Source organism: Ensifer sp. ENS03, from assembly GCF_014852035.1.
In the GTDB taxonomy this organism is placed as follows: Bacteria; Pseudomonadota; Alphaproteobacteria; order Rhizobiales; family Rhizobiaceae; genus Ensifer; species Ensifer adhaerens.
This window is the reverse complement of the sequence record NZ_JACVAV010000005.1, coordinates 217769-238768: the sequence shown is the minus strand read 5'-3', so window position 1 is coordinate 238768 and position 21000 is coordinate 217769. Positions and strand designations below refer to the sequence as shown.

General features: G+C 62.9%; 18 protein-coding genes. 4 read left to right on the top strand and 14 right to left on the bottom strand.

The window, feature by feature from the left end; translation table 11 throughout:
* The first annotated feature begins 62 nt into the window (after positions 1–62).
* A complete protein-coding gene (galU, locus tag IB263_RS19605; RefSeq protein WP_034786782.1) occupies positions 63–950 on the top strand; it encodes a UTP--glucose-1-phosphate uridylyltransferase GalU in 888 nt (295 codons plus the stop codon).
* A gap of 78 nt (positions 951–1028) precedes the next feature.
* Here galU and IB263_RS19600 read toward each other — a convergent pair whose 3' ends face one another.
* From IB263_RS19600 to IB263_RS19565, 8 genes are all read right to left on the bottom strand, one after another.
* The gene (locus IB263_RS19600) at positions 1029–2492 is read right to left on the bottom strand and encodes an outer membrane beta-barrel protein (protein WP_060581305.1); all 1464 of its coding nucleotides are present in this window, start codon (positions 2490–2492) and stop codon (positions 1029–1031) included.
* Between the two features lie 94 nt (positions 2493–2586).
* Positions 2587–3057 (bottom strand): NfeD family protein, encoded by a 471-nt coding sequence (locus IB263_RS19595; protein ID WP_060581306.1) that lies wholly within the window; start codon positions 3055–3057, stop codon positions 2587–2589.
* 3 nt (positions 3058–3060) lie between these two features.
* Complete coding sequence (locus IB263_RS19590) at positions 3061–4059, bottom strand: SPFH domain-containing protein (protein ID WP_089044972.1); 999 nt, start codon at positions 4057–4059, stop codon at positions 3061–3063.
* 194 nt (positions 4060–4253) lie between these two features.
* Positions 4254–5291 carry a ferrochelatase gene (gene hemH, locus IB263_RS19585; RefSeq protein WP_192438887.1) on the bottom strand — a complete coding sequence of 346 codons (1038 nt, stop codon included), beginning with the start codon at positions 5289–5291 and terminating at the stop codon, positions 4254–4256.
* Between the two features lie 122 nt (positions 5292–5413).
* Positions 5414–7288, bottom strand: a complete 1875-nt coding sequence (locus IB263_RS19580; protein WP_034806086.1) for a bifunctional UDP-sugar hydrolase/5'-nucleotidase — start codon at positions 7286–7288, stop codon at positions 5414–5416.
* Positions 7289–7518: 230 nt separating this feature from the next.
* Complete coding sequence (omp10, locus tag IB263_RS19575) at positions 7519–7890, bottom strand: outer membrane lipoprotein Omp10 (protein WP_034806089.1); 372 nt, start codon at positions 7888–7890, stop codon at positions 7519–7521.
* Positions 7891–8063: 173 nt separating this feature from the next.
* Positions 8064–9515: a homospermidine synthase gene (locus tag IB263_RS19570; RefSeq protein WP_034806092.1), complete on the bottom strand. Its 1452-nt coding sequence runs from the start codon at positions 9513–9515 to the stop codon at positions 8064–8066.
* A gap of 191 nt (positions 9516–9706) precedes the next feature.
* Complete coding sequence (locus IB263_RS19565) at positions 9707–10585, bottom strand: DUF3445 domain-containing protein (protein ID WP_034806095.1); 879 nt, start codon at positions 10583–10585, stop codon at positions 9707–9709.
* A 148-nt stretch (positions 10586–10733) separates the two neighbouring features.
* Between IB263_RS19565 and IB263_RS19560 the strand changes: the two genes are divergently transcribed.
* The gene (locus tag IB263_RS19560; RefSeq protein ID WP_034806098.1) at positions 10734–11684 is read left to right on the top strand and encodes a sensor domain-containing diguanylate cyclase; all 951 of its coding nucleotides are present in this window, start codon (positions 10734–10736) and stop codon (positions 11682–11684) included.
* Here IB263_RS19560 and IB263_RS19555 read toward each other — a convergent pair.
* Genes IB263_RS19555 through IB263_RS19545 form a run of 3 tightly spaced genes read right to left on the bottom strand, consistent with a single transcriptional unit; the run spans position 11649 to position 15382 of the window.
* Complete coding sequence (locus IB263_RS19555) at positions 11649–12281, bottom strand: aminotransferase class IV family protein (RefSeq protein WP_113504255.1); 633 nt, start codon at positions 12279–12281, stop codon at positions 11649–11651. The two genes, IB263_RS19560 and IB263_RS19555, sit on opposite strands and share 36 nt — an antisense overlap.
* Positions 12278–13477, bottom strand: a complete 1200-nt coding sequence (locus IB263_RS19550; RefSeq protein ID WP_113504256.1) for an aminodeoxychorismate synthase component I — start codon at positions 13475–13477, stop codon at positions 12278–12280. The genes IB263_RS19555 and IB263_RS19550 overlap by 4 nt, the downstream gene beginning before the upstream one ends.
* Before the next feature lie 45 nt (positions 13478–13522).
* A complete protein-coding gene (locus IB263_RS19545; RefSeq protein WP_113504313.1) occupies positions 13523–15382 on the bottom strand; it encodes a M3 family oligoendopeptidase in 1860 nt (619 codons plus the stop codon).
* A 187-nt stretch (positions 15383–15569) separates the two neighbouring features.
* Between IB263_RS19545 and IB263_RS19540 the strand changes: the two genes are divergently transcribed.
* Both IB263_RS19540 and IB263_RS19535 read left to right on the top strand, forming a co-directional pair.
* The gene (locus IB263_RS19540; RefSeq protein ID WP_089044545.1) at positions 15570–17114 is read left to right on the top strand and encodes a sigma-54 dependent transcriptional regulator; all 1545 of its coding nucleotides are present in this window, start codon (positions 15570–15572) and stop codon (positions 17112–17114) included.
* A gap of 180 nt (positions 17115–17294) precedes the next feature.
* Positions 17295–19151: a DUF882 domain-containing protein gene (locus IB263_RS19535; RefSeq protein WP_034806108.1), complete on the top strand. Its 1857-nt coding sequence runs from the start codon at positions 17295–17297 to the stop codon at positions 19149–19151.
* A 179-nt stretch (positions 19152–19330) separates the two neighbouring features.
* Here the strand turns inward: IB263_RS19535 and IB263_RS19530 are convergent, their stop codons facing one another.
* The 3 genes from IB263_RS19530 to IB263_RS19520 form a co-directional block, all read right to left on the bottom strand.
* Positions 19331–19594, bottom strand: coding sequence for a DUF2312 domain-containing protein (locus IB263_RS19530; RefSeq protein WP_034806111.1), 264 nt, complete (start codon positions 19592–19594; stop codon positions 19331–19333).
* A 231-nt stretch (positions 19595–19825) separates the two neighbouring features.
* Entirely contained in the window at positions 19826–20134 is a 309-nt protein-coding gene (locus IB263_RS19525; protein ID WP_034806113.1) for a DUF1244 domain-containing protein, read from the bottom strand.
* Positions 20131–20940 (bottom strand): N-formylglutamate amidohydrolase, encoded by an 810-nt coding sequence (locus tag IB263_RS19520; protein WP_112985613.1) that lies wholly within the window; start codon positions 20938–20940, stop codon positions 20131–20133. Before IB263_RS19520 ends, IB263_RS19525 begins: the two co-directional genes overlap by 4 nt.
* Between the last annotated feature and the right edge of the window lie 60 nt (positions 20941–21000).

Here is a 21000-nt window from a genome sequence, read left to right as displayed (position 1 = left end):
CGGATTGACGTCCAGGACCATTCGGCAAGAGTTATGAGTGAAATCCTTTCAAGGAGGTATCGATGACCGACAAGCGTAAAGTCCGCAAAGCCGTGTTCCCGGTCGCAGGACTGGGCACCCGTTTCCTGCCGGCGACCAAGGCCGTGCCGAAGGAAATGCTGACGGTGGTGGACAAGCCGGTCATTCAATATGTGGTCGACGAAGCGCTGGAAGCCGGTATCGAGCATCTGATCTTCGTGACCGGCCGCAGCAAGGCTGTCATCGAGGACTATTTCGACATTCAGGTCGAGCTCGACCAGACGCTGCGCGAGCGCAACAAGAAGGCCGAGATCGCGCTGCTCGACGGCATCCTGCCGAAGGCTGGCACCACCAGCTTCACCCGCCAGCAGGCGCCGCTCGGCCTTGGCCACGCGGTCTGGTGCGCCCGTGAACTCGTCGGCAACGAGCCCTTCGCGCTGCTCCTGCCCGACATGATCATGAAGGGTGAGAAGGGCTGCCTGAAGGGCATGGTGGAGCTCTATGAGCAGAGCGGCGGCAACGTCATCGCGGTTGAGGAATGCGCGCCGGACCAGGCGCACAAATACGGCATCGTCGGCGTCGGCGACAAGGTCGGCGAAGGTTTCAAGATCACCAAGATGGTCGAGAAGCCAGCACCGGGCACTGCCCCCTCCAACTTCTTCATCAACGGCCGCTACATCCTGCAGCCGGAGATCTTCCCGATTCTCGAAAAGCAGGAGCGCGGCGCCGGCAACGAGATCCAGCTGACCGACGGCATGCTCAAGCTTTCCGACAACCAGCAGTTCGCCGCTTACCACTTCCGTGGCGATACCTACGACTGTGGCGCCAAGGACGGCTTCATCCTGGCCAACGTCGCCTTCGCGCTCGAGCGTGGCGATATCCGTCCGACCGTCGAAGGCCCGCTGAAGAGCCTGCTCGGCAGCCTGAAGTAATCGGCCTTCTCTTCTCGAAGGCAAGAAAGGCCGCGTCCATCGGGCGCGGCCTTTTTTAATCTGGATGATGGGATTGCCTCAGCGGCGCAGCGTCAACCCGACGCCGACGCGGGTGATGTCGGTGGTGTCGCCCTGATCGCGGGTGGTGCGCTCGTAGCTGACGTCGCCCGTCAGCGCCAGGTAGCGGTTGATGTCGTAGGTGAGGCCGGCGCCGGTGCGCCAGGTGGTCTCGTCCGACGAGCGGGCGTTCGAGGGGTAGTTGCGCAGCGTCAGGCTGTTCGTCAGCCGCGCGACCAGATCCGAGCGCATCTGGTGGGTGATGATGTTGGTGAGGTTGTAATCGATCGAACCAGCGTCGCCGGGCGTCGTCGACGGGTTGAGGTCGGTCGACACGGCGAAGAGCACGTCGGTGCCGCGTTGCGGCGACCAGTTGAGGCGGCCATCGACCGACAGGCCGCGGAGTTCGCCAAGCCGGTCATCCTCGAAATTGTAGGTTTCGTAGCCGAGGCCGAGCTCGCCATAGAGCTTCTCGCCGAGGTCGAGCTCGATACCGCCGCGTGCGGCATAGGTCTGATAGGAGCGTTCGAAGCCGAGCGGATCTTCGCGCAGATCGTAGAGCGACTTGCCGACGGAGGCTTCGAGGAACGGGATCAATGCCGGCGACAGTTCGTAGCCGACGCGGGCCGTGAGCACACCGGTGTTGCGGTTTCGATACTTGACCGAAAGGTTCGTGCCGTTTTCGAGTTCGACATCACCATAGGTGCGCCGGTCGAAATCGATGCCGACCGAGCCGCGGATCAGACCGAAATCACGCTCAACGGCCGCGCCGAGGCGGTAGGTGTTGACCGCGGACTGGTTTTTGGCGTTGGAGATCGCGTTCGGGTCGTCGGCGTCCTCGCGCTCGAAACTGTAGCCGGCGCGCAGACGGGCGATCGTTTCGTCCCAGAGATCGAGCCGCAGTTCCGCATCGACATTGGCGCGGGGCTCTTCCTCGCCCTCGCCGGAGATGTTGTTCTGCAACACGCCTTCGCCGGTGACGGTCAGCTGATGCCGCGACCAGTCCGAGGTCAAGGTGCCGCGGATTCCGGTTTCGAGATAGCCGCGGTTGGTCTTGGTGTCGCCGTCCTTGCGCCATTCGTGGTTGATGGTCTCGCTGACGCTGGGGCGCAGCGTGAAGGTGCCGATTCGGATGCCCGGGGCGCGATCGTATTCGGGGTTATCGGTCCGCAACCGCAGACCGTCGATCGTCGGCTCGCGCTGGTTCAGGCGAAGGTAATCCTCGTTAGAGGCCGGGGTCAGGTCGTCAGCGCTGACGGCGCCGGTGGTCTGCGGATCGGTGATTGCGGGCGTCGCGGCCGGAACGGCTGAAGGCGCTGTGCCCGCGCCATAGGTGGTCGTCGTCGGAGCGGTGGCGGGTGCGGTCGTGGCGGTCTGGGCGTTCAAGGATGCGGGGGCAAGCATCGCCGTGCCGGCCAGCAGCAACGCCAGCGACGTCGAACGCCGCGCGCCTCCTTTGATCGAGCGAGATGAGCCTGGCACCATATGCCGTTTGTCCACGAGCCTGATTGCAATCCTTTCGCAACCGTAAAGCGACGTGGTTAATCAATCGTTTCCAAACGGAAAAAACGTCGTGGCATCAGCCGCTTGCGGTTACACTTTCGACGGTCAGGTTGCGGCCGTGGGTGGAAACGACGCGCACCCTTGTACCGGCCGGCAGGTCCGGTCCCTCAACGACCCAGAACGTGTCGTCGAGCCGGATGCGCCCTCGGCCTTCGGCGATCGGTTTTTCCAGCACCGCGGTGCGGCCGACGAGGCTTTCGGCGCGCTGGTTCAAAAGCGGCTCGTCGGTGGTCTCGGATGTGGAGAGAACGAAGCGGCGGCCAAGGAGAACGGCCGCCACCGAGAGCAGCGCGAACAGCACGAGCTGGACCTGCCACGTCCAGAAGCCGACCTCCCAAAGCATGAGGGAGAGGATGCCGACTGCCAAGGCGGCGACACCGATCCAGATCAGGAACACGCCGGGGGCGACGAGCTCGGCGGCGAGAAGCACGAAGCCCAGAACCCACCAGCTCCAGGGCCCGAGTTCTTGAATGGCGCGTTCGATCATCGTCTACTTCCCTTGCGCGGGATCGGTCGGGAAAGCCGGCGTGGTCCGCGGCGTCGACTGGCGCGGGCGGGTCGCTGGCGCCGTCTGGCTGTCGCCAAAGACTTCCTTGGCGATGGCGCCGATGCCACCGAGCGAACCGATCAGCGCGGAAGCTTCCATCGGCATCAGCACGATCTTCTGGTTGTTGGCGGTGCCGATCGAGGCGAGTGCTTCGGTGTACTTCTGGGCGACGAAGTAGTTGATCGCCTGCACGTCGCCGGCCGCAATGGCCTCGGAGACCATCTTGGTTGCCTTCGCCTCTGCCTCGGCCAGGCGCTCGCGCGCTTCGGCGTCACGAAACGCCGCTTCGCGCTGGCCCTCGGCCTGCAGGATCGCCGACTGCTTGGCGCCTTCGGCGCGCAGGATCTGGGCGTTTCTGGCGCCTTCGGCTTCGAGCACCTGCGCGCGTTTCTCGCGCTCGGCCTTCATCTGGCGCGCCATGGCATCGACGAGATCCTTCGGCGGGGCGATATCCTTGATCTCGATGCGGGTGATCTTGATGCCCCAGGGGCTGGCAGCTTCGTCGACGACGTGCAGCAGCCTGTCGTTGATCGTATCACGGTTGGAGAGCAGTTCGTCGAGGTCCATCGAACCCATGACCGAGCGGATGTTGGTCATCGTCAGGTTGAGGATGGCGTTTTCCAGATGCGCGACCTGGTAGGCGGCCTGCGCCGCATTCAGGATCTGATAGAAGGCGACGGCATCGGCCGAAACGCTGGCATTGTCCTTGGTGATGACTTCCTGGGTCGGAACGTCGAGCACCTGTTCCATCACGTTCATCTTGGCGCCGATGCGGTCGATGAACGGCACGATCAGATTGAGGCCCGGCTCCAGCGTTTTGGTGTAGCGACCGAAGCGCTCGATCGTATAGCGGTAGCCCTGCGGCACCGTCTTGATCCCCATGAAGAGGACCAGGATGATGAGCACCACGAAGCCAATGACGACGATATCCATTCCGCCCAAGACTTACCCCCTTAAATTGCAATCTCGACCTGTGGCTGCAGTCTAGCGTATTCCGTTTCCCTTCGGAATCGGTTTTCCGCGGATTGCGCGTAAATTCAAAATGTTAGATTGCCGCGCTCGCCGGTGGGCAAGAGCGCGGCTCCTTCATCCTGAGTTGGCGGCCAGCGCGCCGTTCAAGTGGGGTGATGGGACGCTTAAAGCCAGCCGGCAAGCTCCCGGCGCACGACGTGTTCGAGCACGGCCATGCCTTCGGCGCTGTCGTTTAGACAGGGGATGTGGGTGAACTTCTCGCCGCCATTGTGATGGAAGCTTTCGGCCGCCTGCTCTGCGATCTCTTCCAACGTTTCCAGACAGTCGGAGACGAAGCCCGGGTTGAGGACGGCAATGCGCTTGACACCGTCCTGCGCAAGTTTTTCGACCGTCTTGTCGGTATAGGGCTGCAGCCATTCCTCAGGCCCGAAGCGCGACTGAAAGGTGACCTGCAGCTTCTCCTTCGACCAGCCGAGCTTTTCGCGCAAAAGCCGCGCGGTCTTCTGGCACTGGCAGTAGTAGGGATCGCCCTTGTCGAAATAGCTCTTCGGAATGCCGTGGAAGGAGGTCAGAACCACCTCCGGCTCCCAGTCGAGCGTCGCCAGGTGACGCTCGATCGAGGTTGCCAGAGCGTCGATGTAGACGGGATCGTCGTGGTAGGGCGGAACGGTGCGCAGTGCCGGCTGCCAGCGCATCTTCAGAAGCGCCTCGAAGGCCTTGTCATTAACGGTGGCGGTGGTGGCGGCGGCATATTGCGGATAGAGCGGGAAGACGAGAATGCGTTCACAGCCGGCCTTCTGCAGTGCGTCCATGCGCGAGGCGATCGACGGCTGGCCGTAGCGCATGCCCCAGTCGACGATGACGTTAGGCTGGTCGGCGAAGGACTTCGCCATCAGTTCGGACTGGTTGCGGGTGTAGGTCCGGAGGTAGCTTTCGTTCAAGTCCTTGTTCCAGATCGTCTCATAGGCCTTGCCGACCTTGCCGGGGCGGGTGTTGAGCACGATGCCGAACAGGATCGGGTACCAGAACAGTCGCGACCACTCGATCACCCGGCGGTCGGTCAGAAACTCCTTCAGGTAGCGGCGCATCGAGGTGTAGTCGGTGCCATCAGGCGTGCCGAGATTGACCAGCAGGATACCGACCTTTCCGGATTTGACGGACGGGTGGCTGGCAGGGGTGGTCACGGCAAGCTGATCGGTCATCTTCATCCTCGTCGGGTCCCCGTATCGGGACGCCGCTTTCGTTCCTTCGGTTTCCAGTCCTTCTAAAAAGAAAAGCCGGCGCGGGGAAGCCGCGCCGGCTCTGAAAGTAGAGGCAAATTGTCTTACTTTGCGGGAATCTCCAGTTCCTTGCCGACATGCAGGTGGCGCGGCGCCGGCTTGCCGTTGGCGTCGGAGATCTTCTTCCAGAGCGCGCCTTCGCCGTAGAAGGCCTTGGCGAGATCCCAGAGCGTGTCGCCCTTGGTGATCACGTGCTTCTGCGGGCCGCTCGCTGCCGCCGTGCCGCCGGCCGTTGCCGCCGGCTGGGCTGCCGTGGCGTCGGCAGCAGGCTTTGCGTCCGCCGCCGGCTCGGCCGTTGCCGCACCGGCCGCCGAAGCGACCTCGGTGATGCGGCCGTCGGTATAGGGCTTGAACGGCTGGTGGGCGGCAAGGTAGTCGGCAAGCACGGTTTCGAGGCCCGGACCGTAGTCGTAGGCGTTTTCACCCTTCTCCTTGAAGACGTCGTAGCCGTCGCCGCCATTGCGCATGTAGTTGTTGGTGACGAGCGAATAGGTCTTGGCCGGATCGAGCGGGACGTAGGCCTCGCCTTCCTTCACCTCGACCGAGACGACGCGGCTGCCGACCGGCTTCGACTTGTCGAAGGAGAACTTCATGCCGGCCACCTGCGGGAAACGGCCGCCGCCTTCCTCAAGCTTGCTGAGACCGTTTTCCAGGGCTTCACGAATGCCGTCGCCCTTCATCTGGAAGGTCGCAACCGTGTTCTGGAACGGAAGGACCGTAATGGCTTCGCCCATCGAAACGTCGCCGGCATCGATGGAGGCGCGCAGACCGCCGCCGTTGGTGATGGCGATGGTCACACCCTGGCCCTTGACGCGGTCGAGCATGGCGTCGGTGAGCAGGCTGCCCATTTCGCACTCTTTGGTGCGGCAATTCTCGCGCGAGCCGTCGATCGGCGCCTCGGTCTTGGCGATGATCTTCGAGCGCAGCTCTTCGATCGGCTTGCCGAGTTCGGCGACGCGGGCGAGCACGGCCTCATCCGGCTTGACCGAGCTGTCGACGAGGATCGGGTCGCCCTTGGCGGCCTTGACCACGCCCTTGTCGTCGAAGGTAACGACGAGATCGCCGAGATATTTGGTGTAGGAGCCGGCCTGGACGACCGGAACCTTGTAGCCGCCTGGGTTGTCGACCATCGTCGGGTAAGGACCCTCGGCTTTTGCATCGGTGTTGGAGAGCAGGCTGTGCGAGTGGCCGCCGACGACGACGTCGACATCCGGGATCTTGGCGATGGCCGCGAGGTCGCGCGGATAGCCGACATGGGTGAGCGCTATGATCTTGTCGACGCCCTGCTTCTTCAGCTCCTCGACGGCTGCCGTGGTGGTGGCGACGTCGTCGCCGATCAGGATGTCCGGGCCGGGGGAAGAGAGTTCCGGCGTGTCGTTGGCAACCGCGCCGACGATGCCGACCTTCTGGCCACCGACGTCGAGCACGATCGACGGCTTGATGCGGTCGCCGATCTTCGACTTCTGGCTCGGCAGCACGTTGGCGGTGACGACCGGGAAGGCGATCTTGTCGAGGAAGCCGGCAAGGCCGTCCTCGCTCTCGTCGAACTCATGGTTGCCGACGGTCATCGCGTCGAACTTCATCAGGTTGAGGAATTCGGCTTCCGCGAGACCCTTGTAGGTGGTGAAGAACAGCGAACCCTGGAAGTTGTCGCCGGCGTTGAGCAGCAGCACGTTCTTGCCGGAGAGGTCCTGGCGCTTCTGGTCGATCAAGGCCTTGAGGCGCGCGACGCCGCCGAAGCACTCGTTCTTGCCCTCCTCTTCCGCCGAGCAGGTGGAATCGAACTTGTTGATCGATTCGATGCGGGAATGGAGGTCGTTGATATGCAGGATGTTCAATTCATAATCGGCGAAGGCTGCGCCCGAGGAGAGGGCAAGAATGGACGCGGTCATCAGGCCGGTCCGCACGTGTCTGATCATGATGTTCTCCTGTTTTGCCGGTTGTCGCCCGACCGCATCCGGTCCGCCGAAACGGATCCGGTCCCCACGGTCGGGGTGGCTTTGCCGGGCCGGATGTTTTCATCACTTGAAGGCGACTTCAAGCGCTAAAACCATGCCCCGGTTGTCGGGTTTACCGTTAAGGTTAAGTCGTGGCCCGCAAACGAAAAAAGCCTCCGGACGGAGGCTTTTGCAATTTCGTGTTTTCTGTTTTAGCCGCGACGCGCGAGCGAGAACTGTGCCCCGGCGTCGGTGGTGCAGTTGAGCTGGTTCTGCGTGACCAGAGCGCAAGCGACCTTCGACTGGGTGTTGCGCACCAGCGAGGTCATATTGATCTCGACAAGCGTCGGGCTCGTCTTGACGTAGTTGCCCGAGGCGAGCAACTGGTTGGTGTCGGTCGTGCGCGTGGAGAAGGTACCGCCGGCAAATGTCGAGACGATACCGTTCGGGTCTACCCAGGAGCCCTCGACGCCCGAAGCCTGGCGTGCCGGCTGCCCACCCTCATCGATGATCCGTGGCGACGACTGGCAGGAGGCAAGCGCGGCCGCGGTTGCGATTAGGGTCAGAACGGCGAATGGCTTCATAGGCGATTTCCCCCGCGTTTGGGTCGAGCGGATTGTTTCATTCCGGCAGACCATGCCGCGATCATGAGTTGAAAGCAAGAGCGGCAGGTCGCGGCCTCGGGCTTTTCCGCCAGAGATGAAAAGGCCCGGGGCACGTTCGTGTCCCGGGCCGGATGCGCTTACGTCTCAGCAGCTTAGCGAACGAGGATGTTCTTGAACTGCCACGGATCCTTGGTGTCGATGTCTTCCGGGAACAGGCCCGGGCGACCGTCGAGGGGGGTCCAGTCGGTGTAGTGACCTTCGACCGGGCCGAGGTAGGGCAGCTGGACTTCGAGGCAACGCTTGTAGTCCATCTCGTCGGCTTCGACGATGCCGGCCTTCGGGTTCTCGAGAGCCCAGACCATGCCGGCGAGAACGGCCGAAGTGACCTGCAGACCGGTCGCGTTCTGGTAAGGCGCGATGCGGCGGGTTTCTTCGAGCGACAGGCGCGAGCCGAACCAGTAGGCGTTCTTGTCGTGGCCGTAGAGCAGCACGCCGAGTTCGTCGACGCCGTCGACCAGTTCCTTTTCGTCAAGGACGTGGTGCACCGGCTGGGCGTTGCCGCCGTTGCCGAACATTTCGTGCAGCGACAGAACGGCGTCGTTGGCCGGATGGTAGGCGTAGTGGCAGGTCGGGCGATAGGTGACTTCGCCTTCCTTGTCGCGAACCGTGAAGAAGTCGGCGATCGAGATCGCCTCGTTGTGGGTCACGAGGAAGCCATACTGCGGGCCGGGGGTCGGGCACCAGCTGCGCACGCGGGTGTTGGCGCCCGGCTGCTCCAGATAGATCGCTGCCTTGCAACCCTTCTTGTGCTTCTTGGCGTTCTTCGGCATCCAGTTTTCATGGGTGCCCCAGCCGAGTTCGGCCGGCTGCAGGCCTTCCGAGATGAAGCCTTCGACCGACCAGGTGTTCCAGAAGGTGTTGAAGGGCTTCGGGTTCTTGGTGCGCTGGGTGTCGCGCTCGGCGATGTGCACGCCCTTGACGCCGACCTTCTTCATCAGCTTGGCCCAGCCTTCGCGGTCGTCCTGATGCGGCTCTTCGAACTTCACGCCAAGGTCGTTGGCGAGGTTGAGGAGGCCCTGCTTGACGAACCAGGAGACCATGCCGGGGTTGGCGCCGCAGGTGGAAACCGCGGTCGTGCCGCCCGGGTTCTTTTCCTTTTCCTTGCGCACGGTTTCACGCAGCGCATAGTTGGTGCGCTCGGAATTGTCCATTTCGGCGTCGAAGTAGAAGCCGAGCCACGGCTCGACGACCGTGTCGACGTAGAGCACGTCGAGCTTGCGGCACATCTTCATCAGGTCGAGCGAGCCGGTGTCGACCGACAGGTTGACGCAGAAGCCCTGGCCTTCGCCTTCGGTCAGAAGCGGCTTCAGCAGTTCCTTGTAGTTGTCCTTGGTCACATGCGCGCGAACGTGACGAACGCCATGGCGTTCGAAGATCTCGTTGTCGGCAGCATCCTCACGGGGCTCGACCACGATCAACCGGTTCTTGTCGTATTTGAAGTGGCGCTCGATCAGCGGCAAGGTGCCGCGACCGATCGAACCGAAACCGATCATCACGATCGGACCGGTGATCTCGCCATAAACCGGATAGGTGGTATCTGCCATTTTTGTCTTACTCCTGAGAAAACTTTCCCTGTGGCGGTGGGTGACTAAGCATGAGGAAGCGGCTGTGGCCGCTGTTCTGGCTCGTATGAATGTGCCGACGGCCGCGATGCCCGTGGGGCACGCGGCGCTGTAGAGCATAGATTGCTGTCACAATAAAGAGCCGGCGGGTCAACCGCTATTTGCGTCTGTGCTTAACCGGCGATCGTGAGAAGTGCTTCAATCAGCCCGTCCCGCTTGCTGACAAGCCCCTTGTAGGCGGCCTGCGGCAAGGTCAGGGCGCGCAGCTGCTCGACGAAGGACGCGGCCAGGGCTGCGGCATCCGGCCGCTTGCGCAGCATCGTCAGCGGGTCCGAATAGATGCGGATAGTGAAGACGAGCGCACCGGTCTCAGGCAGCTTGCGCAGCGTCTGCCGTTCGATGCGGATGAAGGTCCGCTCCTCGGTCATCTCGATCGCACCGGCGGCGATGCCTTCGGATTTCGATTTCGGCAGGTGCAGCGCGCCGTCGACATTGACCGCCCAGTTGAAGCGCTCGACGAAGCGACCCGGCGGCAGGTTGTCGAACATGCGGGCAATCAGTTCGGCATTGCGGGTGCCATGCTCGAAACCCGGGACGGGGCCATGGATCTCGTTCATGGTGCGGCCGTATTTTTCGGCGAGCGACCAGGACGAGGGAAAGGCGACATAGGCAGCGTTGAGACGCCAGCCGTCGTCGGTCTTTTGCATGATGGCGAGATCGTCCTGGACAAGCGATCCCGAAACGGCCAGTGGATCATCGCCGTCGAGTGGCACGGGCTCGCCGCCGACGATCATGCTGTCGCCGTCGCGGCGGTAGATCTCTGGGTAGGCGGCCGGCAGGTAGTCGACCAGAATGCCGAGCAGTTCGCGCTGGGCGTCCTGCGTACCGTCGGCTGCGGCAAACACGGTACCGCGCGCTTGCGCAAGCAGCAGCTTCTTTTCGGAGAGATAGTGCTGCAGCTGGTCGTCCGGCTCAATCCAGCGATCGGGGTCGAGCTGGGCAAGGCCGATGGTGAAAGGTTTTGAAGAACCGTCGTAAGGCGTATGCTTCATGCGGAGCGACCGGTCTAGGTTGCGATTTAACCATATTCCCTATCGTTTCGCACGGTGAAACGCTTGTCACAAGCGGTTCGTGCTATAGCTACGGTAGAAGCATCCGCTTCGCGCCATAATTGATTAGTTCCCGGAGGCGTGACAGACCGTGACCGGTAGTCATCTCAAGGCTCTTGCGGCCCTACAGAGTAAAACACCCGTGCTGATCGCACTTTATGATCAGCACGATCGACTGCGCTTCGCCAATCCGGCGTTTCGCGCGGCCTACCATGTCGGTCCGGACGAGAGCCCGACCTGGGAAGAGATCATGCGTCGGAACCATGCCGCCGGACAGGGCACCATCCTGAAGTCGGAAGACATCGATGCCTGGATCGCCTCGACATTGCACCGGCGCGGCAAGGTGCCGTTCCGCGCCATGGAAACAGACCTGCACGACGGTCGCTGGCTGTGGATGACGGAGACGGTGGATGCGGATGGCTGCATGCTGTGCATCGCCGTCGACGTCACGACGATCCATGCCGAAGAACGGGAACTGCGCCAGGACCGCGACTTTGCGCTTCGGGCCGCCCAGGTCGACGAGCTGACGAGCGTGCCCAACCGCCGCTACACGATGGGGCGTCTCACCGAGTTCATCGCCAACTGCGCCGAGAACCCGCATATGTGGGGCTGTGTCGCGATCATCGATATCGATTACTTCAAGGCGATCAATGACCGCCACGGCCACCAGCGCGGCGACGAGGTTTTACTCGACTTTGCGCGCCAGATGCAGGAGTTCGTGCGCCGTTCGGACTGCTTCGGCCGGATTGGCGGCGAGGAATTCATGCTCATCCTGCCTGATACCACCATCAGCGAGGGCCACCGCATTCTCGATCGTCTGCTCGAACGGGTGCGCAATTCCCGCCCGCTCGAGAACATCCCGGAGTTCTTCTACACCTGTTCGGTCGGGGTTGCGGAGTATCGCGACGGGGACACGGTCAGCGACCTCTATGCACGCGCCGATCAGGCGCTCTATCTCGCCAAGCGCGATGGACGGGACCAGGTCAGGCGCCACACGCTTCCCGGCTCAGACCAGGAGGTTCACCCGGATCAGGCCCCGTAGCGAGTTGCCGAGATAAAGGTCGCCGCGGGCGAGGTCGTTAAGCGAAAGCCGCGCAACTCGCGCGCGGCGCTGGCAGATGAGCTCGGTACGCAGCACGCCGGCAAGCAGGCCGCAGGCGATCGGCGGCGTCTTGAGGATGCGGCTGCCGTCGTCGAGGAAGACGGAGGTGATCGTGCCTTCGCAGACCTCATCCTTCTCGTTCAGAAGCAGAACTTCGTCGGCCTCGCTCGGGCCGAACTCGCCGCGGGCTGCCTCATAGGCGGCGCGGCGACTGGTCTTGTAGCGCAGCAGCGGATCGCCCGACTTGAGCCGGGTGCTGGCAACCCGTACCCGCCAGACCGTATCTTGGGGGAGCGGCGCGAAGGGGGCGGTCTTCACCTCGATATGGCCGTCCGGGAAGAGCTCGAGGCGAACGCGAAGCGCGGCGCCGCCATCGCCGGCCTTGACCGCTGCAAGCAGCGCGGCCTGCGCGCCATCGGCGCCCGAAATGCCGAGACGGCGGGCGGATCGGACCAGCCGGGCGAGGTGCAGACGCAGGCGGATGAAACCGGCTTCGGGCTCGTAGCGCAGGGTTTCGATCAACGAGAAATCCGTCATCGGACGACCGCGTCATCGGCGGGCGCGACATCGCCTTCGCCGAGCGCGATCCTGTCGTCGCCAACGGCAAAGCGGGCCTTCAGGAGGCACTCTTCGTATTCGGACTGGGCGGTGCTGTCGAAGACGATACCGCCGCCGACATTAAAGACGGCATCGCCATTTTCGAAGAGCGATATCGTCCGGATCGCGACGCTGAACCGCATCACGCCGTTCGGGGCGATGAAACCGATGGCGCCGCAATAGGCGTCGCGGGGACCGTCTTCCAGGTCGTGCAGGATTTCCATGGCGCGCATCTTCGGCGCCCCGGTGATCGAGCCGCAGGGGAAGAGCGCCGTGAAAATATCCTTGAGGCTGATCTCGGGCAGGAGCTTTGCTCGGACGTGGCTCACCATCTGGTGCACGGTCGGGTAGGTCTCGATGTCGAAGAGCTTGGGGACATCAAGCGTGCCGACCTCGGTGATGCGCGAGATGTCATTGCGCAGGAGATCGACGATCATTCGGTTTTCGGCCTGGGTCTTTTCGTCGGTGCGCATGGCGGCGATGATCACGGCGTCTTCCGCGGCCGACGCGCCGCGCTTGGCCGTGCCCTTCATCGGGTGGGTCTCGATCCAGCCGTCCGCATCGACACGGAAGAAAAGCTCCGGCGAGCGCGACAGGAGCACTGGCCCGTCGAGCGCGACGAGCGCGCCGTATTTGACCGGCTGTCGGTCGATCAGCGACCAGAAGGCTGCGCGCGGGTCGCCGGACCAGCGGGCATGGATCGGCATCGTCAGGTTTGCCTGGTAACAATCGCCCTTTCGCAGATGCAGGTGCAGGCGGTCGAAACGTTCGCGGTAGGTATCGAAATCCCAGCCGGCGCGCGGTTCGCTCAAGAAGGGTTCGTTCTCGGTTCGCCGCTGCGGCTCGGCGAGGGGATGATCCTCGCTCGGCGCATCGAAGATGCCGAATGACATCAGCGGCGTCTTGCGATTTTCCTCGGCAAAGCCTTCGAGCTTCTCCTCGAAGAGATGGCCGGCCTCATAGGACATGAAGCCGGCAATCCATTTGCCTGATTTGTGCGCGCGTTCAAGCGCGGCAAGGCCGCGGACAAATTCGGCCTTCGTGCGGGCCGTAATGACGCGCGAAGGCGATGCGAAAACCGTGGTGCGGCTTTCGCTGTCGTCCCGGAACAGCACATAGGGTGCAGTGTCGCTCATAAAGTCGTCTTGTCGATCGCGCCGCGATCCGGACCCTTGTCCGGATCAGGCCTTATCAAGCGCTTCGAGTTCGTCGATGAGCCCTTCGATCATCGACAGTCCCTGTGCCCAGAACGACGGATCGGTGGCATCGAGGCCGAAGGGGGCGAGCAGTTCGGAATGGTGCTTGGTGCCGCCGGCCTTCAGAAGCTCGAAGTACTTGTCCTGGAAGCCCTGTTCGGCGTTCTGGTAGACCGCGTAGAGCGAGTTCACCAGGCAGTCGCCGAAGGCATAGGCATAGACGTAGAAGGGCGAATGGATGAAGTGCGGGATATAGGCCCAGTAGGTCTCGTAGCCTTCGGAAATCCGGATGGCCGGGCCAAGGCTCTCGTTCTGCACCGACAGCCACAGCTTACCGATATCGTCGGCCGTCAGCTCGCCTTCCTTCCGCGCGGTGTGCACCTTGCGCTCGAACTCGTAGAAGGCGATCTGGCGCACGACCGTGTTGATCATGTCCTCGACCTTCTGGGAGAGCATGGCCTTGCGCTCGCGCTTGTCCTTCGTCTGGTCGAGAAGCGCGCGGAAGGTCAGCATCTCGCCGAAGACAGACGCGGTTTCGGCGAGCGTCAGCGGCGTCGAGGCCATCAACGCGCCCTGTCCGCCGGCAAGCACCTGGTGCACGCCGTGGCCGAGCTCGTGGGCGAGCGTCATCACGTCGCGCGGCTTGCCCATGTAGTTGACGAGCACATAGGGGTGAGCCGACGGCACCGTCGGGTGGGCGAAGGCGCCCGGCGCCTTGCCGGGCCGGACCGGCGCGTCGATCCAGCGCTCGTCGAAGAAACGGCGGGCGATATCAGCCATTTCCGGCGCGAAGGCATTATAGGCGGAGAGCACCGTGTCCTTGGCCTCGTCCCAGGAGATCAGCGCGTTCGGCGTTTCCGGCAGCGGCGCGTTGCGGTCCCAGAAATCCATCTGCTCCATGCCGAGCCACTTTGCCTTCAGCGAATAGTAGCGGTGCGACAGGCGCGGATAGGCGGACTTGACCGCTTCGGCGAGTGCATCGACGACCTCGCGCTCGACGCGGTTGGCCAGATGCCGGCTGTCGGCAATATCCTTGAAGCCGCGCCAGCGGTCGGAGATTTCCTTGTCCTTGGCGAGCGTGTTGGTGATCAGCGTGAAGGTGCGGATATTGGCCTTGAAGGTTTCCGCCAGCGCCATCGCCGCCTTCTTGCGAACGTCGCTCGACGGGTCCTGCAGCAGGTTCAGGGTGACCTCGAGCGGCAGCGCTTCACCGTCGACAGTGAAGGTGAGGCTTGCCATAGTCTCGTCGAACAGCCGGTTGAAGGCGGCGGCACCGGTCATCGATTTTTCCAGGAAAAGCTGCTCCAGCTTGTCGTCGAGCTGATAGGGCTTGTCCATGCGCAGGTCGGTCAGCCAGGGCTTGTAATGGGCGGCGATCGCGTCTGTTTCGAGTGCCTTGTCGAGGATCGCGTCGTCGATCCGGTTCAGCTCTAGGGAGAAGAACAGGAGATGCGCCGACATGTCGGTGAGCTTCGACTGCACATCGCCGTAAAGCTTGCCATTCTCCGGCTTGGACGTGTCCGAAAAATAGGTGAGGCCGGCAAACGAGGCGATGCGGCCCATGATGTCTTCGAGCGCTTCGAATTCCCGCACGGCAGCGCCGATGCCGGCTTCGCCGCTCTTCGTCGCCGCTTCGGCCAGCTTGCCCTTCCACTTGGTCTCGAAGGCGATCGCGTCGGCATCGGCCTTCGTCATATCGTTGCGAAACGCATCCGAGGAAGCGGAGGCATAAAGATCCTCCAGCCGCCAGGAGGGCAGGTCACCGAGGTCGGCAGCGGCGCCATGGCTCTGGCCGGCGGCGGCGCGGACAACAAATTGCTCGGGGGCGAAGGGGCGGAAGGTCATCGTCGGATTTCTCTCGTTCGTGACAGGAAGAGGCAGCGATATGGGCCCCATTGCTATCGCCGGCAATGGATAAAATGCAAGCATTTCTCAAAACATGATGTTCAGCCCTTTATGGCACAGATGCCTGACGTGATTTGGCACATGAGGTTGGCCAAAGAGTACCGCGTGTCCAGAGCAGGAGGCTTCCGTGACATCACACATTCTGGTCATTGATGACGATCCGGTGCAGCGCCGGTTGCTGACGAACATGATCGAGCGTCTCGGTCATGTGGCGCATCTCGCCGATAACGGCCGCAGCGGTCTGGAACTGCTGGAGCGCAAGGGCGGCATGATCAATGTCATCCTTCTCGATCTCCTGATGCCGGAAATGAACGGCCACGGCTTCCTCGAAGCGCTGGCCGAGCGCGGCGTTGACACGCCGGTCATCGTCCAGACCGGACAGGGCGGCATCGAGACCGTGGTGCACGCGATGCAGGCCGGCGCCTTCGACTTCCTGGTCAAGCCGGTCTCTCCGGAACGGCTGTCCGTGGCCATCAGCAATGCGCTGAAAATGGCAAGCCGTGACGGCAAGGTCAAAACCTCGCGCCGTCCGCGCGGTGGCGCCGTCGGCTTCGATGATATCGTCTCGGCAAGCCCGGCGATGATCCGGGTGATCGACCTTGCACGCCGTGCCGCGCAGTCCAACATCCCGATCGTGCTCGAGGGCGAATCCGGCGTCGGCAAGGAAATGGTGGCGCGCGCCATCCAGTCGGCAAGCGACAGGGTCGGCAAGCCGTTCATCACCGTCAACTGTGGCGCCATCCCGCACAATCTGGTCGAGAGCATTCTCTTCGGTCACGAAAAGGGTGCCTTTACCGGCGCGACCGAAAAGCACACCGGCAAATTTGTCGATGCGGACGGAGGAACCCTGTTCCTCGACGAGATTGGCGACTTGCCGCTCGAGGTTCAGGTGAAGCTGCTGCGCGCGGTTCAGCAGGGCGAGGTCGAGACGATCGGCGCGCGCCATCCGCAGAAGGTGAACGTGCGGCTGATCTCGGCCACCAACAAGGACCTGATCAACGAAGTGCGCGAAGGGCGGTTCCGCGAGGATCTCTACTACCGCCTCAATGTTTTCCCGATCACCATTCCGGCGCTTCGCCGACGCAAGGAAGATATCCCGGTGCTGGTGCGCTCCTTCGTCGAGCGCTTCGCCGCCGAGCAGCGGCTGAACCAGCCGCTGACGGTATCGAGCGGTGCGCTCGCGCTTCTGACCGCCTATGATTGGCCGGGCAACATTCGCCAGCTCGAGAACGCGATCTTCCGCGCCGTCGTGCTTGCCGAGGGCAACGAACTGACGGTGAAGGATTTCCCGCAGATCGCCACTCAGATACCCGGCTACGTGGTTTCCGATCGTTCGGGCTTCTCCTGGGGCGAGGGCGGACCGGAGCGGGCGCCGGCTGGCGGCGAGACGGCATCAAGCGTCTATCCAGACTTCGCGAGTGCGGCGAAATCCATGGAGGCGGAAACCTCCAGCGACCCGCGCATGGAGAATGCGATCGCCAGCGTCGACGAGGGCGGAGACGTGCGCAAGCTTGCCGAAGTCGAGGAGGAATTGATTCGTTTTGCGCTGAAATTCTACCGCGGCCAGATGAGTCAGGTGGCCCGAAAGCTCGGTATCGGCCGGTCTACCCTCTACCGCAAGCTGAAGGATTATGGCATCGATCCCGATAACCCTTTGAGAGAGGCGGCATAAAATCGACGCATTCACGATTCATTAGCCGTGCTATTCAGTCACCGCCGTTTAGACCTTGTTAGTGAAGTATTCACTATATTATAAGGGGCGGTGACGACTGTGGCAAATTTGCCATGCTGTCACCTTATTTGACAGTCATCTGAGACAGCGAAGCACGGTTGTCCGTCGGACGGGGATTGAATGCCAAATTTGTTCGGTTTTAAGAAGCCGCTCGGCTCCTTAGCGAGAGTCTGCGCGGCGGTCACCCGCCGGGTGCCGCAGGTTCTGACATCCGTTGCTCTTGCGGCTGCCCTCGTTACGCCTGGTTTTGCTCCTCCCGTGGAGGCCGCAGGCCAGACCCGGACACTGAAGCTCTATTTCATTCATACTCAGGAAAAGGCGCAGATCACCTTCAAGCGCAATGGCCGCTACGACGCCAAGGGTCTGCAGGAAATCAACCGTTTCCTGCGCGACTGGCGTCGCAACGAGCCGACGAAGATGGACCCGCGCCTGCTCGATCTCGTCTGGGAAGTCTACCAGAAGAGCGGATCGCGCGATTACATCCACGTCGTTTCGGCCTATCGTTCGCCGGCGACCAACGGCATGCTGCGTTCGCGTTCGAAGGGCGTCGCCAAGAAGAGCCAGCACATGCTCGGCAAGGCGATGGACTTCTATCTGCCGGATGTGAAGCTGAAGACGCTGCGTGAAATCGGCGTGAAATTCCAGGTGGGCGGCGTCGGTTACTACCCGACTTCCGGCTCGCCTTTCGTCCATATGGATGTCGGTGGCGTTCGCGCCTGGCCGCGCATGAGCCGTGCCGAGTTGGCGCGCCTCTTCCCCGACGGCAAGACCATGCATCTGCCGTCCGACGGCAAGCCGCTTCCGGGTTATGACCAGGCGGTTGCCGACTACAAGCGTCGCGTCGGCGCGTCGGCGATCCAGGTCGCTGGTGGCGGCGATACGGGCCCGGGCGATACGGCGAGCGGCAAGCGCCGCGGCAACCTGTTCGCCATGCTCTTTGGCGGCGGCGGTGACGAGGATGAAGAACCTTCGGCAATCGCAGCCGGCCCCGGTGCCGACGATGAAGGTGGCGCAGCTCCTGCTGCCAAGGTGCAGACGGCTGCCGCGCCCGCCGCTCAGGAAGCGCTGCCCGGCGTCGCCGGTTCTGTCGCCGCCGAGCCGACGGTTGCTGCCGAACAGAACATCAATGCGCCGGTCCCGGCGGTGCGGCCTGCCTTCAAGCAAGCGCCTGCCGATGGTGGCGTAGCCGTCGCCCTGGTGGCGCCGGAGAAGAACCCGGCGCAGGAAGCCCTTGCTGCCGCCCTGCCGCCAACCTCGGAAATGCCGAGCGAGTTTGCCGACCTCGGCTCGATGAAGGTTCCTGTGCCGCAAATGCTTGACCGCCGCGACATGAACACGCTCGTCGCATCCGCCGATGCCGAGCCGGACATGCAGGCGCTCGGTTTCGTGCCGGTTCCGGCCGTGCGGCCCGCGGGTGACGCGGCGCTTGCCGCCGTTGCCGATGCACAGGTCGTGATCCCCTCCTTCGCGGAGCGCCCGGTCGTGGCATCCGCCGAACCGCCGCGCGACGTGGCGGCTGAAGCCAAGACCCGTGTCGCGCTTGCCCAGCCGACGCCAGCTGAACGTCAGCCGGTTGCCCAGCCGCAGCCGATCGAGATGGCAGCCTATGCGCCGCAGTCGGGCACGAATGCGCGCGCCGCGATCTTCGACAGCGCCTTCGACACGCAGGCGGAAGCTCCGGCCAAGGGCGGCCGACCGAAGAAGAACGACGCCGATGCCGCGACCCGCTCATCGGTGCGCGCCGAGCCGAAGTTGACCCAGAAGATCATTTCCGAATGGGCGCTTTCGACCGGCCGCGTCGCAACGCTTTCCAAGCCGGTGAAGGCGCCGCGCTTCGTCAGCAAGTCTCTGCGTACTGCTCCGACGACAGTCTATGCCGCCGGCTTCTCCAGCAGCGCCGGACCAAACGTCGACACGGCCCGGTTCAGCGGCAATGCCGTCAACTTCATGGAAGTGAAGAAGTTCAGCACCAACTGAGCTTCCACCAAACCATAGACACGAAAAAGCCCGCCGACCTGGCGGGCTTTTTCGTGTCTATATTCTGCCTTATGTCGGCTCCCGGCATCTCGGCTCCCGGCTGCATTGAGAGCCTCTGCTGCCAGCGTTCACGCGCGGAAGGCGAAGGCCGCCGACAGGCGGCCTTCAAAAAGGCTCGCTTATTCCTCGTCGGCTGCCGGCACCATGCCGAGCGCCTGGAGGTAGGTGTCGAGGATCGCTTCCTGTTCCATGCGCTCGTCGTGGTCCTGCTTGCGGATCGAAATGACCTTGCGCAGGATCTTGGCGTCGAAACCTGTGGACTTGGCTTCGCCATAGACGTCCTTGATGTCGTCGGCGATGGTCTTCTTTTCTTCTTCCAGGCGTTCGATCCGTTCGATGAAAGCACGAAGCTGATCGCGTGCGACGCCGTGAGCATCCGACATGGTCTTCTCCTTGATAGGGGGAATGGAATTTCTTGGGTGCCGTGACGTGCCGCGAACGGCCGCCAAGGTCAAGGGTGATTGCGCAACAACGCGGTCATTTCCGTGGCAGAGGCGGGCGAAACGACCCTATTCCTTTGATCACGACGGTTTGCGTCGGCTCGATCCAGCCATCATTTTGAAGCGGCTTACGAGTTAGAGCGGAATGCCGCGGAAAACCGCATACGCCTTTCCTCACTCAGCTTTGGGCCGGTTGAGCTCGAACGCCGCCTTTTGTTCTGCGGATGCTTCCCTCTGGTTGCGCTCGCGCCATTCCTCGTAGGGCATGCCATAGATGATCTCGCGCGATTCCTCCTTGGCAAGCGGAACGCCCGCCTGTTCGGCGGCTTCGCGATACCAATTGGACAGGCAGTTGCGGCAGAAGCCGGCGAGGTTCATCAGGTCGATGTTCTGGACGTCGCTGCGCTCGCGCAGATGGTTGACCAGCCGGCGAAAGGCTGCGGCCTCGAAGGCGATCTGTTGCTCCGGGGTCAGTTCGGTCATGGTCGCTCGTCCTCTTCATCATAGGCGCCGGTGCGCGAGATGTGCCGCTCGTACCGATGCAGTTCGGGCATGGCGTTGAGGCTTGCCAGGATCGGCGCCAGCCGCTCGGCCCAGGCGGCAACGCCTTCGGCGTCGGCGATCAGATCCTGCCGCACCTCGATCAGGGCATGCGCAATGCCCGGCACCATGCAGTGCCGGAACATGGTATCGCCGCGCAACGCGCCGTCATAGGGTTCATTGTTGCCGACGACGATATCGCCCGGTGCCTCGAGCCTGTCGATCAGTGGCCGAACGGCGCGGCCGTCGCTGTCCCAGAGGACGGCGGCGTGCCAGGGACGGGCGACGCCCTTCCAGGCCGGCGTGTAGGAATGGATGGAGATGACCAGCGGTGCTGCGCCATGCGCCTCGGCGCTTCGGCCGATGGTCTCGGAGACGGCGCGGTGATAGGGACGATGGAACCGGTTCAGCCGGTTCTCCCACTCCTTCTCGGTGATGGGATGGTTTCCCGGAATGATCGCTCCGTCGGAAATCCGCATGATCAGCGTCGGGTCGTCCTCGCCGCGATTGGGATCGATCAGCAAGCGCGAGAAGCAGCCGAGAACGGCCGGCGCATCGAGCATCGCCGACAGGCGCCGCACGAGCGCTTCGACACCGATATCGTAGGCGATGTGCCGCTCGAAGGCCGCAGCGGGAAGGCCGAGACTGCCATACTCGGCAGGCAGCCGGTTCATCGCGTGATCGGCAAGGAGCACGAGCCCGGTTGTGGGCTTGGCTTCGATAATCTCATAGGGAGAATAGTGTTGCATGCCGTTCCAGTCCGTTTCAGCGCCCCGTCTCGCTGATCGCACGCGAGGGCGTCAATCGCA